Annotated in this window: 8 protein-coding genes; 3 read left to right on the forward strand and 5 right to left on the reverse strand. The window is 60.2% G+C overall.

What is annotated here, in order from left to right; translation table 11 throughout:
- Nucleotides 1–50: 50 nt before the first annotated feature.
- Nucleotides 51–1,130 (forward strand): LacI family DNA-binding transcriptional regulator, encoded by a 1,080-nt coding sequence (locus AC1DXO_RS06895; protein ID WP_476977379.1) that lies wholly within the window; start codon nt 51–53, stop codon nt 1,128–1,130.
- A 9-nt stretch (nt 1,131–1,139) separates the two neighbouring features.
- Here the strand turns inward: AC1DXO_RS06895 and AC1DXO_RS06900 are convergent, their stop codons facing one another.
- The 3 genes from AC1DXO_RS06900 to AC1DXO_RS06910 all read right to left on the reverse strand — a co-directional run bounded on the left by AC1DXO_RS06900 (nt 1,140) and on the right by AC1DXO_RS06910 (nt 5,183).
- Nucleotides 1,140–2,309 carry a glycoside hydrolase family 88 protein gene (locus AC1DXO_RS06900; RefSeq protein ID WP_476977380.1) on the reverse strand — a complete coding sequence of 390 codons (1,170 nt, stop codon included), beginning with the start codon at nt 2,307–2,309 and terminating at the stop codon, nt 1,140–1,142.
- Complete coding sequence (locus tag AC1DXO_RS06905; protein ID WP_476977381.1) at nt 2,309–3,568, reverse strand: oligosaccharide MFS transporter; 1,260 nt, start codon at nt 3,566–3,568, stop codon at nt 2,309–2,311. The genes AC1DXO_RS06900 and AC1DXO_RS06905 overlap by 1 nt, the downstream gene beginning before the upstream one ends.
- A 109-nt stretch (nt 3,569–3,677) precedes the next feature.
- On the reverse strand, nt 3,678–5,183 hold the full coding sequence (locus AC1DXO_RS06910) for a glycoside hydrolase family protein (RefSeq protein WP_476977382.1): 1,506 nt from the start codon (nt 5,181–5,183) through the stop codon (nt 3,678–3,680).
- Between the two features lie 635 nt (nt 5,184–5,818).
- On the opposite strand from AC1DXO_RS06910, the gene AC1DXO_RS06915 reads away from it, so the two are divergent.
- Nucleotides 5,819–8,782, forward strand: a complete 2,964-nt coding sequence (locus AC1DXO_RS06915; protein WP_476977383.1) for a TonB-dependent receptor — start codon at nt 5,819–5,821, stop codon at nt 8,780–8,782.
- A gap of 554 nt (nt 8,783–9,336) precedes the next feature.
- On the forward strand, nt 9,337–10,089 hold the full coding sequence (locus AC1DXO_RS06920; protein ID WP_476977384.1) for a helix-turn-helix domain-containing protein: 753 nt from the start codon (nt 9,337–9,339) through the stop codon (nt 10,087–10,089).
- A 14-nt stretch (nt 10,090–10,103) separates the two neighbouring features.
- On the opposite strand, the gene AC1DXO_RS06925 is transcribed toward AC1DXO_RS06920, so the two are convergent.
- Both AC1DXO_RS06925 and AC1DXO_RS06930 read right to left on the reverse strand, forming a co-directional pair.
- A complete protein-coding gene (locus AC1DXO_RS06925) occupies nt 10,104–11,978 on the reverse strand; it encodes a hypothetical protein (protein ID WP_476977385.1) in 1,875 nt (624 codons plus the stop codon).
- Nucleotides 11,979–12,277: 299 nt separating this feature from the next.
- Nucleotides 12,278–12,826, reverse strand: coding sequence for a hypothetical protein (locus tag AC1DXO_RS06930; protein ID WP_476977386.1), 549 nt, complete (start codon nt 12,824–12,826; stop codon nt 12,278–12,280).
- Between the last annotated feature and the right edge of the window lie 33 nt (nt 12,827–12,859).

A 12,859-nucleotide genomic window follows, 5' to 3' on the forward strand; every position in this document is an offset into this window, starting at 1 on the left:
CGTGTCGAGGTGCGGCGCGCATAGAAACAAATCCTGGAGTTGCCTGTCCGTTGAAACGTGCCGCGCGGTCATCTGTTACGATTCACGATGTCGCAAAGCACGCCGGCGTCGGTTCGATGACTGTGTCGCGCGTGCTGAATCAGAATGTCCCGGTCAGCGAGGCCTTGCGCGCCAAGGTCATGGCTTCGGTAAAGGCCCTGGACTACTCCCTGAACATGGCGGCGAGATCGACCCGCTCGGGAATGGGCGGCGTGCGCATCGGCGTGCTTTACTCCAATCCGTCGGCGTCCTACCTGAACGAAATCATGCTGGGTGGGCTGGAACAGTCGAGCAAGCTGGGGTGCCAGCTCATTCTCGAAAAATGCACCGGGCTGGAATCGCAGAAGGCGGCGGTTCAGCGATTGCTGGGCGCCGGCGTCGACGGCGTTATCGTGCCGCCGCCCCTGTGTGACTCACCCGCCACCGTCAATATGCTGGCCAAGGCCGGCGTTCCCGTCCTGGCGCTGGCGACGGGCAAGCCCCTGCCGGACGTGTCGGCGGTTCGGGTGGATGACTTCAAGGCTGCCCTGGCGATGACGCGACGTCTTGTCAAACTGGGTCACAAGAGGATCGGTTTCATCAAGGGGGACCCGTCTCACACCCCGACGGCCCTGCGCTACGAGGGATACCTGGCCGCGCTGGCCGAGGCCGGAATTCCGGTCAATGAGGACTGGATCGCGTCGGGGCTCTTTACCTACCGCTCGGGACTGGAAGCGGGCCGCGCGCTTCTGGAAAGCCGTGATCGTCCGACCGCCATTTTTGCCAGCAATGACGACATGGCCGCGGCTGTGATTGCGGTGGCGCACGGACTGCATATCGTGATCCCGGATGACCTGTCGGTGGCCGGGTTCGACGATACGCCGGTCGCGACGACGATCTGGCCGGAGCTTACCACGATCCATCAGCCTATCGCGGCGATGGGCCGGTCCTCCGTGGCGACGCTTTTCGAACAGATAAAGGCGATCAAGAGCGGCCAGGCCAGCAAGCCGGTGCACCACCTGATGAAGTTTACGCTGATCGAGCGCGGCTCCACGGGGCTGGCGCCGGATCACGGCATCAAGGGGCCCTTCCAGGGCGTGCTGCCGCGGTAATCGCTTGGCTCACCAGTACGGCTCCCAGGTGCGGGAGAGTCTCATCAGCCCTTCGAGATAGAAATAGTCCCCCCACAAGCAGCGTTCGTTGACGCCGATGCCCTTGGGCATGTGGTAGACCGCATTGGAAAGCAGGCCGTCGCTTGGATCATCTTCGGCCAGGCCGTAGTTTTTCGTCAGGCTGACCATGATGGCGCCGGCCCAGGCTTCGTAGTCGGCGCGCCGCGTATCCAGCAGCGGCAGCTGTCGCGCCATCTCCAGCAGGCCGCACGCGGCAATGGCAGCGGCGGAGGTGTCGCGTTCCGTCACATCGTCGGTAAAGACCAGGTCCCAGCAGCACACGCCGTCGGCCGGCAGACGGGCCAGAAAATAATCGGCGAGATGCGTGCTCAGGTCGACCAGTCCGGCGTCCCGGTTGTAGCGGAAAGCCAGGGGAAACCCGTACATGCCCCACGCCTGTCCCCGGGCCCAGCAGGATGTATCGCTGTAGCCCTGATGCGTGCTGCCGTGCCGCGGCCCGCCGGTTTTCGTGTCGAGATAGAAGGTGTGATAGGTCGAATAGTCGGGACGCACAATATACTTGGCGGCCTGGGCGATATGCTGGTTGGCGGCGTCGCGATAGTCCGGATTGCCGGTCGTGTCGCTGGCCCAATAGAGCAGCGGCAGGTTGAGATTGCAGTCTATGATCATCCGCCCGCTTTCCTCGGGGTCGTTAAGGTCGCCCCAGGCCTGGATGATTCCCGCGACCGGCAGAAAACGGGTCAGCAACGTGTCGGCGGCCTTCAGGGCAGACGCCCGGGCCGCTTCATTACCGGTGAGCTTGTAGGCGGCGACGCACGACAATGAGTAAAGAAAACCGAGATCGTGGTGTTCAACATTGTTCCTGTCGTCGATCCGGCGGGTGAATGTGGCGACCTGGCGTTCGGCGGCAGTGCGAAAGACCGGATCGCCGCTCAGCTCATAGGCCAGCCACAGGCTGCCGGTCCAGAATCCATTGGTCCATTCCGAATTGTCCATGGCCGGGAATGTGCCGTTGATCGACGACGGTGCTGGAAATTCGTCGGTAAAGCGCGGCAACTGCGCGCGGAGGCGTGCGATCGCAATGGCGACGGCACGGTCGATGCGCGCCTTCTGCAATACAGGGGCCGGCTTGGCGGCGGATTCGACCAATGCAGTCACTAAGCAATCTCACTGTCAGAAATGGAGCTGGATCGCCCTGTCTGGTCGGGCGAGAGCGCAAACCACGCGCCCGCCCAGAAGACCAGGGCGATGCCGGCGATGCACAGATAGGTATGTGGAAAGCCGATATGATCGTATCCGCGGCCGGCCAGGGGCGACAGCAGGGCCAGCCCCAGCGAATGGCCGAAGCTGACTCCAACCATGTAGATGGTCGAGGCAAGGTGCGTCGGGAAATGCCTGGCGATATATTTGAAATTGGCGACGACAAGGATCGGGAGCTCTACGGAGTGGAGCATTTTCATCGCCGAGATAGCGACCGGGCCGGAGACCAGGCCGGAACCGGCGATGCGGAAAATCATGATCGCCGACGCGAGGAGCAGGGACGACTTGATGCCCAGGCGTGCGACAATCCACGGCGATACGAACATGCCGGCGGCTTCGACGAAGATCTGCGCCGAGTTGAGATATCCGAACATCGCGCGGCCGTGCGCCAGGTCGGCGAACTGCGATGCGTAATAGGCGGGAAACTGCTGGTCGAAGACCAGATACAGGTCGGTCACGCCCAGGATCAGCACCATATAGCCCCAAAACCGGCCCATCTTCAGGACAGCCAGCGAGTCGGCGAGTTTCAGGGATTTTGACGCTTCCAATGTGTTGGCCGTGAGCGCCGGCTTGAGAAGAAAAACGACCGGCAACAGCAGGAGGCCGGCGCCGGAAGCGAAGGCAAAATTGATTGCCGGGCTGATATTGAACAACTGACCCGAGAAGAACGCCGCGCAGGCAAATCCGAGGGAGCCCCAAAGCCGTACCCGGCTGAACTCGAAACCATAGTACCGGCCCAGGCGGTCGACATAGGATTCGAGGGCGAAGCTGCCGGCGTAAAAGGTCAATCCGAGGTAGGCGCCGCCGACCGCCGCCCCAAGCATCAGGTTCGAACGAAGAAGGGGTTCGTAGATTTGGGTAAAGAACACGACGCTGGCGACCACCATCAGCGCCAGAAAGCTGAGGACATGCTTGCGCATGCCGATCTTGTCCGACACGAAGCCGTAAATCGGCTGCGAAATCAGGGCGGCGAGGGAATTCGCACCGATAACTATGCCCGTCTGTTCTCCGCTTAAGCCCAGCGGGCCCTTGAGCCACAGCGGCAGCAGCGAAATCGTCATAGCCTGCGCGAAAAAATAGGCGAACAGGAACAGGCTCAGCAGCGTATATGTATGCCGCCTTTCGCCTGCCGCGCTGGTCTGTAGTTCCGATTGCATATCCTGGTCCTGTTTCGTTTTTCCGGCGGAAGGTCGTTGTGGCCGCTTTGATGGTCGGAGGCGCATAGTCCCGGCCGGTGGCCATGTGTGGCGCGATACGTCCGAAAGCCTATTGATAGGTTACGCCGGAGACGTGATCGCCGATCTGAAGAACGCCGGGGGCAGGGGCCGTTATCTTCTTCCCGTTGATGGTTACGTTTTCCAGATGAATGTTCGTCACGGCGCGGCTGGCGTCATAGCCGAATATGACGGATGCACCGGGCGATCCCTTGCCGGTAAAGCTGATGTCGCGCAGCGTTACGCCGTCGATCCCCCGGCCTGGACTGGTGTTGTATTTTGCGTTGAAACCGACGTGAAAGTTGAAGAGCTTGCCCTCCTCGATCCTGTCTACGCGGATATTTTCAAACACGATGTTGCGGATCAGGTTGTCGTCGCCGGCGGTAATCCCGATCGCGCCTTCATATTCCGGCTCGTCCTCATCGACGTCGAGAATATCGATATTGCTGAAGCGGACATTTTCGATAATTTCGGGATCCGGGTGGGCCGGTGAGGGGGTATTGCCGTGAATCCCCATGAAGGCCGCGTGGGCTACATCCGCCCACAGTGTGGAGTCTTCGACGACAATGTCGCTCGAGTCGCCGTAGCTGTCCCAGCGATGGTTGTAGATGGTGATGCTGTCATCGGACGTGCGCACGAAACTGTTCGCGATTCTGACGTGCCTGCAGCTGAAGTTCCCCAGGCCATCGGACCACTGGCCGCCGCCGATCGTCCGGATATGGGTGAGCTGGACATTCTCGGACGATGTGCACCTCAAGGTGCCATGCAGTTGATTGAAGAAGATGGGGCCGTCGATCGTGACGTTTTTTGAATTTCTGATTTCCAGCAGGGTGTTGCTGTCAAACAAGCCGTCGCTTTTGATCGTGACGTTCTCGACGCCGTCCAGTTTGAAGCCGCCCCTGATGATCGCCGATCCGTCGACATAGACGGTGGAGTTGGACTGGATATGGAAAACGCCGTCGGCATCGGTTGGTGTGAATATGCCGGGGCCGAAATAGACCACCGCCTTCGAAAGGTCCGGATTGACGCCGGCGGCGATATCATAGCTTGTCGCCCTGACCGGGGTGACCGGCAGGTCGGGCCTTATTCCCTGGGTAAAGATGTGCAGGTTATGCAGATGGTCTCCATCGAATTCGACGCTTAAATCTTCCGGCTTTGTCAGCGTGAAATAGACGATACCGTCCTTGGTGAGCGACTTGATGCCTTTCGAGGTCGGGCGAATGGCGACGTCGCGAAAGTTTCCGTTGTTTTTTTGGACGGCGACTTCAACCGGGCCGGCAAAATTGAAATACACCATCGAGGCGTCTTTCTGCGGTTTGTCCCAGTCGACCGTGACGGTGTATTCGTAGAGGTCCTGCCATTCACCCCCCGGGACGCGGACCCGGACGGTATAGTCGTCATTGTGATGGTCGTAACGGATCGGCTGCGGAAACGGAAAGACCTGCACCTGCGAGCTGGCTGCAAGGGGGCTGCGGAAAGGGCGCGCGTGCGCAGCATGGCCAATGGTTGGCAACATGGCCAGGAGCGCAAGGGCGGGCACTATGGCAGTCTTGGTCACTTGGGGTTCCTCTCCCGATCCATTTATAGGCCGTTTCGCGGTCTGCGGCCTAATCCGCTGTCAACGGCCTGATTGATGGTATCGATATCAAGATACTGAGCTTTTGTCACCCCCTCAAATTTGAGCGCGATTCAGGCGGTATCGGTAGCATCAAGTCGTTTGAATTTCGGAAAGTCCAATCGTTGCATTAGTAATATATTACCTTATCGTCCATGGGGGTGGAGCGCTGAACCTCTCCGTTTTTGGCGGGGTCACAAAGCGTGGGCGTGGTATCCATACCAATTATAATATTTTTTTTATCATTTAAAAACAGTTATTTGTGGAAATTTTTATCCTTTGACACCGCTGTCAATTCTGTTTTTAGGCCGAAAAAATGTGCCAAAAATGTATCATCCCGCAGGTCGTCTGACTTTGCCTGATTGACCTTTTTGTTCGACGCGTGTACCTCCATAATCGTGATATCGATACCAAATTTGAGGTGACGGTATCAGACCTATTTGGAGAGCCGGAAACAGCCCGTGATCTGCCTCGCGCAGCGAAATACGGGACCTTCCTGCTCCCCGCGCAACGTAAGAAAGCTCGGGAACGACCCGGCGAAAAAACAGGCGAAATGCCAACCAGCGGAGGAACCCGAAATGAGATCATCACACCATCTGTTATTGCGTGCTTCAGGCCTTGCCCTGACAATCGCCGCAGGCCTCGTCGTTGCAACTGAAGTGGCGGCCCAGGACGCCCCGGCGCCCGAAGATACGACTGTCGTCGTTACGGGTGTCCGGGCCAGCATGCGGTCATCGGTCCAGATCAAGAAGAATGCGACGGAAATCGTCGATTCGATTACGGCGGAAGACATCGGCAAGTTGCCCGATCCCAACGTCGCCGAAACCCTGACCCGCGTTCCCGGCGTCCAGGGCTACCGTTATGGCGGCGAGGGCGCTTCGCCGGTCGGCGACGGCAGCGGCCTGACCATTCGCGGCCTGTCGGGGCAGACGGCGTCGCAGGTCGACGGCCGCAGCTATTTCACGGCGGGTGCGCGTGAATTCAACATCGAGGACGCGATCCCGGGCATGGTTGCCGGCATCGACGTCTACAAGAACCCGTCGGCCGAGCATATCGAAGGCGGCATCGGTGGCCTGGTCAATATCCGGACGCGCCACCCGAGCGATTTCCGCTCCAAGACGTTCGGTCTCGGCGTCACGGCGCGCTATAACGACCTCGCCAAGGAGCTCGATCCGGAAGTCTATGCGACCTTTGCAGACAAGTGGGACCTGGCCGGCGGCGGGCGCATCGGCGTCATGGCCGCGGCCGTCTACCAGACCAGCACCGGGCGTTCCGACAACAATCCGGCCAATGGCGGTGCGTCCTACCGCCGCTCCATTCGCGCCGATGATGCCGAATATAGCTCAGACGGCGCCAAAGCAGCCGGCGCCAACCAGACCTATGCCGGTCGCACGGATGTCTGGTTCCTGGCGGATGTGCCGACGCTTGGCTCCCCCAACGCCAATACGCCGAACCTTGCTGCCAACAGTTTCACGGGCGTGCCGCTGACCAGTGCGCAGCAGGCCAATATCATCACCGCGGGCGGCACATTTGCCAACGTTTTCCAGGAAACCATCCAGCGCGAACGCAAGGGACTGAACCTGGCGGCCGACTGGGTCGTCAATGACTCACTGCGCTTCTACGCCGGCCTGAACTATACCTCCTATCTCTATCACCAAAGCTACCGCTTCCTGCAGCCCAGCGACAGCCGCACGGTGCAGAACCTGGTGACGGCGCCGTTCGCCCTGACGGAAAGCCTGGCCAACCGTAACAGCAACGGCGGCAGCGACGCCGTCGTGACCAGCCAGCGTTTCCAGAGCGGCACCTTCCTCAAGTCGGGCTTGCAAACGACAGGCGGCGATGAACACAGCCCCTATGTCACCTGGATTGCGGCGACCGGGTTCGAGTGGCAGGCCACGGACAAGCTGGAGGTCAAGGGCGACTTCTCCTACATCAAGGCTGATCGCACCCAGGACAATCGCAGCGTGACCCTTGCCGCGGCCTCAGGCCTGACCTGGGACATTACCCGCGCCTTCAGCGACAATCCGCACGCGGTGTCGTTCTCGGGACCTTCGCTGACCAGCCCCGACACATGGTACTTCAATCAGTACGGCAACGGCTCCAACCAGCATTGGGACGACAAGGGCTTTGCCGCCGCGTTCGACGCCGTCTATCACGCCGACGCCGGCGTTTTCACGAAAGTCAAGTTCGGCGCGCGCTTCGCTCACCAGGAAGACCTGTACAAGAACTTCGGCTACGGCGGCAAGAACCTGACAACCGATGGTCTGGGCCTGACGGCAAACCGTTCGAACGGTATCTCTGTTGCGTCGATGCCGGGCCTGGTTGAAGGCTCTCCGACCAACTGGATGCGTGGCCAGGCGGGCTACAGCGGCGGTTATCTGGTGTTCTCGCCGGATGCCCTGCTGGGTGACACGGTCCGTAACAACTTCCCTCTCGCCGGTATTCCGATTGAAGGCGCGTGGCCGGAAATTCAGGGCGCGCGGCGCTTCACGGCGGAAGATACGCAGGCCGTCTATGTCCAGGGTGATTTCTCGGCCATGGAAGAACGCCTGACCGGCAATATCGGCTTGCGTGCGGTAAATACCAACGGGCTGGTGCGAGCCTTTACGAGCAATCCGTCGACCGGCGTGCTGACGGCGATCAAAGCGGAAACCTCCTATACCAACCTGTTGCCGTCGGCGAACCTGATCGTCCACATTACTCCCGATACCTTGCTGCGTCTCGGCTATGGCAAGGGGTTGACCCGTGCACCGCTGGGCAATCTCAATCCGGCGGTCGGCGTCAATACGGTCACCGGTTTCGGAAACGCCGGAAATCCGGACCTCAAGCCATTGATCGCCGACAGCTACGACATCTCGTTCGAGAAGTATTTCAGCAAGACGAACTATATCTCCGTCGACGTCTTCGACAAGGAGATCGAGGGCTTCTTCAATGGCGTCAACAACTGCGAAACCGTTGCCGGCGTCCCGGCCAATACGGCCACAACCAACGGCTGCTCGGGCGGCCAGTATATGATTACGCGCACGGTCAACGCGCTCAAGGGCAATGCCACCGGTTATGAACTGGCGTTCCAAAGCTTCCTTGACGTCCTGCCGGCACCCTGGAGCAATTTCGGCGCGTCAGGTTCCTACACGCATGTAACGACCAAGAATCCGGTCAACTTCGGCAGCGCCGCAGTGCCGAACATCATCAACGTCGCCCAGCCGTTCCAGTCGAAGGACAGCTATAGTCTCACCGGCGTCTATGACGACGGCCAGATCTCGGCGAGGGTGGTCTATACCTGGCGTTCGTCGTCGATCCTGTTCGGCGCTTCGCTGAATCCGATCGATGGTCGCTATATCGGCGCCTATGGCATCCTCGATGCCTCGTTCAACTACAAGATCAATGAGCAACTGACGATGTCGGTGAACGGCTCCAACCTGACGGACAAGGGGCTGGATCGCTTCAACGGCGAACCCGGACTCGAGTCGGGCATCGAGCGTCAGCACTACCTGAACGGCCGGACCTACAGTGTCGCTCTCCGTTACAAGTTCGGGGGCTAGAGCGCAATCCGATAAAGTGGTCGCCACTTTTCGGTTAAATTGCGCGACAAAACAAAGCTGAGACGAGTGTTAGTAGCGTAAAGCGTAAACAGGGGCGTCCGTTCATGTCTTGAACTGGCGCCCCTGCATTTTTCAATCCCGTCCAGGGCTGGTGTCTACTTTCCTCCATCAGCCCTGAAGACCGTACGGACAGCTCCCTGACCCTGCGGATGACTCTGACGGCCGTGGCTCTTCCCGAGTCACGGCTTTTTTTGTCGTGGATGGGAGATGCTAATCGGGGAACTCTATGGCCGGCCCAAGGGGCGTCGGGCCGGCCACAGCCCCCTTTCAGTTGATCCAACCTCCCCCCAGAGGTACGCAGCGGATCAAGTGCCAATAAAACCAACAGTTTGAGGTAGGTGGTGTGCCGGCTATTGACGTCTCCACACTAGCATCCGTGCCCACAGGGCGTTAGCGGATCAATCGGTCATTTTCCGCCGCCCTGGCTTCGTGCACGGCACGTCTTGTGCAGCGCTGTGCGGATATGTACGTATGTGTCCGTAACGAGGAGCGTAATGGATTCGAAATCGACGGAACTCCCGATCGCGCAAAGCCGCGAGGTCGCTGTCAAGGTCCGCGAAGAGCTGGCGCGGCGCCGCATGTCGCGCCTGGCCCTGGCCGACACGGCAAAGCTCAGCCTGTCCACCTTGGAAAAGGCGCTCAATGGCAGCCGGCCTTTTACCCTGGCCACCCTGGTCCGGCTGGAGAGCGCGCTGAACATGACCTTGCGCCCGCTTGCCGAAGCTGTCCCGGCCCATCATGGCTCCGCGGCCGAAAACCTGGGCGCCTATACCCGCAGCGCCGTCAAATGGCTGGAAGGCGACTACCTGACCCTGCGGCCGTCGTTCGGCGGCGGCGACGCCATCTACGCCTACCGTACGCATATTGTCTGGGACACGGACGCCGCGTGCCTGAGCTTTCACGAGGCCGACCGTGTCGATGCCCCATATTCGCAAAAAGGCGTGGTCTCGGTGCCGAACAAGTCGGGGCACATCTATCTGCAAACCAATGACGAGGGCCAGTTTCGTCTCGCCATCCTCAGCCGCCCCCTGATCAGCGGCGAGATGTACGGCCTGCTGGCGACGCTCAAGGCCGGGCCGGGCAGCCATCTGTCACCCATTTCGGTCGTGCTGGCCCTGATTCCTCTGGGCAAGGCGCCCTGCACCTTTGGCCGCATTGCGCCGGATACGCCCGACTACGCCGCCTATCGCGCCCATCTCGACAGGATCAGCGACGGCGGCTTTGCACAGCTTCTGGCCCTGCCGTAGGGCCCCACCTGAATCTACTCAGCTATCGGAACCTCTGCCGGCGGTCCAGCCGCCGCATCCGGAAGGAAGGTAACCTGTGTCCGCCTGTCGTCGCCGGGCACCCGTTCCAAGGTCAGCCGGCCGTGATGGTCCTGACGATCGAGATCGTCGCTCTCGACCCTGACGACCCGCTCGCTTATCGTCCACATGATGCCGGAATAGTTTCCGCCCCACCATGCCACGCGCATCTCCAGAAACAGGTCGTGCGGTAGGGCGAAACTGCCGTCTTCGATGTTCAGTGGCGCGATACGGTTTACATCGTCCCGTGACGAAAGGACGGGAATAAAGTCGGGCGCGGCGGTATCGGGACCCGTAAAATACCAGCGCGCCGAGGCCTTGGCGTCCTCGGCTTTTAAGGCGCACAGGGTCCGTGTCAGGTCAGCAACAGCAGGGTCGAAGACGCACAATAAGCGGCTGGCTTTGCCGCGATCATCGGTATAATCGCCGCCGTAAAAGCCCAGCGTCCCGGCCGGCAGGGCATGTCCTTTTATCGTCGCTGCGGTCTTCAGCCGAAACATCTTGTTGTAATGGACCGGCATGCGAAGAATCGCCGTCCGACTGTCGACCGAGCCCGTGGTGACCTCCACCGCGGCGTCGCCATCAACCACCACAGCCAGGCTATCGGGGAGGAGGGGGGGAAGGGGGTAGCGAACCACCGCCACCTCGCCACCGGACAGGGGCACCTTGTCGTAAACGAACGGTAGAGGATCGGCGATAGCACTCGGATCGGAGAAGGCGAAACCTCGGCGGCCGTCGTTCAACAGCACGCGCCGGATCTTGCCTTTCGGAGCGAGGACGAGCGGGCCTTCGGATATAAGTGGTCCCTGGCGGGCGGCCCGCCTCGGATCCGGGCCGGTGTCGACGGAAGCTGTCGCAGAAGGTTCCGCGATCGGTCCGGCGGCAAAGCTCACACGGCTGCGCAGGTCAAAGCCTTCGATCGCCGTCAGAGTCAGCAGCCCACTTTCCGTCGCATAGGAAACCGTATCACCAAACGTGATGTCGGACCAAACCAGGCGCTGTCCTGTCCACCATTGTGTATAGCCCGTATGGTCGCGCCAATAAGGCGCCCGCAGTTCCAGAGTCGCGGTTTCGGTGGTGCGGGCGGGTTCGTCTTCGATATCCAGTGGCGCTATAAAGGTCGTAATCTCAGTCAGGGCGCGTCCGTAGCCAGAGGTGAAATAATAACGGTAGTACAAGGGAGTGAGCGTATTGGGGCCGGTGAATATCCACTGGCTTTGCGTCGTGTCCTCCGGCTTCAGCGCGCACAGCGTAGCCTGACCATCAACTGATCCGGACGTCAATACACACACCATGCGCGCCGTCCGCTCCTGCGGGCCGTAGCTGTAACGCCCGGCATAGAAACCACGGCTGCCGGCGACCAGCGTGTAATGTTTGCCATCGGCGGTATCGATCGTGACCCCGGTCTTCAGGCGGAACATGTCTTTGTAACGATAAGGTATCGTGGCAATGGCGTCATCGCCGCTGACCTCGCCAGTGGTCATCTGCGTCGGGCCCGCCGGAGCAATAAAGCCCGCGAGCGTGTAGGGAAGAAGCGGTGTGACGATATCCATCGCTACCGCAGTACGGCCGTCATCCAGCTCGACCCTGTGTGCGCCGGCTGGCACAGGCTGGGGAATCTCACTTGGATCGTCATAGATTACGGCTTCGCGGCCGTCGCTTAAGCGCACGCCGACGGGTTGACCGAGATAACCCTGCGGATAGACCGACGGTTCGATCTGCGGCGACAATTCGCTAATGACCTGAGGCGGATGCGGAGTATCCGCGCGCACCGGCCAGGCCGCAACCGCAGCCATCCCAACCGAATAGGCAAGGCTCACAACAAAGCGCATCGTCATCCCCTTTTGGATAGCATAGCATCTTCACAGAGCGTCCGCCAAGCAGGAGCAGAGGTGCCTTGACTCCTCCAGATTGTTCTTGTTATGTTCCGTGGTGGTTGAGAGACCATTAGAGCAGGCATCGGTTCCGGACGGGAGGATGGTGGTGGTCTGGGCTGGCTGTATCTCGACTGAACAGCTATTTCACCAGTTGCGAGCAACAGGAAGATATTCCGCGCCCATCTTGATCGGATCACCGACGGCGGTTTTGCCCAGCTTCTGGCCCTGCCGTAGAATCTTCGAACCCGGTCAATTCATTTCACCGACTGTATCTTGACCAAGTCGCTGATATTAGCCGGTTCGACGTCGATTCCGACCCACAGATCGTCGCCATCGCCGACAAAGTCACGACCTCCCGTACCGATCCAGAAAAAGCCTTCGCCGTCCGCCGAACTGAAACGGTGGCGTGCGCCAAATACGCCAGGGTTGTCATCGAACGAAGCGGCGTAAAGCTCGACCTCGACCAGCACCGCGCCGCGAATTGGATTCCACATCTCCGTACTGCAATGGATACGGTCCAGCGTGTGTTCGATCCAGGACTGCTCGTCACTGGCCGCCAGTACGAACTGATCGCCGACCTGCGTCCAGGTCAGGAATACAGCGCTGCCATTCTCGGAGACCATATGAACCGCACCGGAAAAGCTGAAATGCGGCAGGTCGAGGTCGCCGACTACGCCTGGCGTGTCGCAGGTGATGGGCAGCCAGGCCAGCGCCCGGACAGGATGGCCGATCAACGGACGATAGGCGTCCTCCCAACCGTAGACACGGGCTCCTCGCCATATGATGTCGCGCTCCGTCGTCATAGCCGGAGGAGATAACGATATTGTACCGACGAA

The sequence above is a fragment of the Asticcacaulis sp. P2_C5 genome, from assembly GCF_056404555.1.

Bases quoted from the DNA above. Each gene is read 5' to 3' on its own strand.
- AC1DXO_RS06905 (WP_476977381.1), bottom strand. From the start codon at position 3,568: ATGCAATCGGAACTACAGACCAGCGCGGCAGGCGAAAGGCGGCATACA.
- AC1DXO_RS06920 (WP_476977384.1), top strand. From the start codon at position 9,337: ATGGATTCGAAATCGACGGAACTCCCGATCGCGCAAAGCCGCGAGGTC.
- AC1DXO_RS06915 (WP_476977383.1), top strand. From the start codon at position 5,819: ATGAGATCATCACACCATCTGTTATTGCGTGCTTCAGGCCTTGCCCTG.
- AC1DXO_RS06925 (WP_476977385.1), bottom strand. From the start codon at position 11,978: ATGCGCTTTGTTGTGAGCCTTGCCTATTCGGTTGGGATGGCTGCGGTT.
- AC1DXO_RS06930 (WP_476977386.1), bottom strand. From the start codon at position 12,826: ATGACGACGGAGCGCGACATCATATGGCGAGGAGCCCGTGTCTACGGT.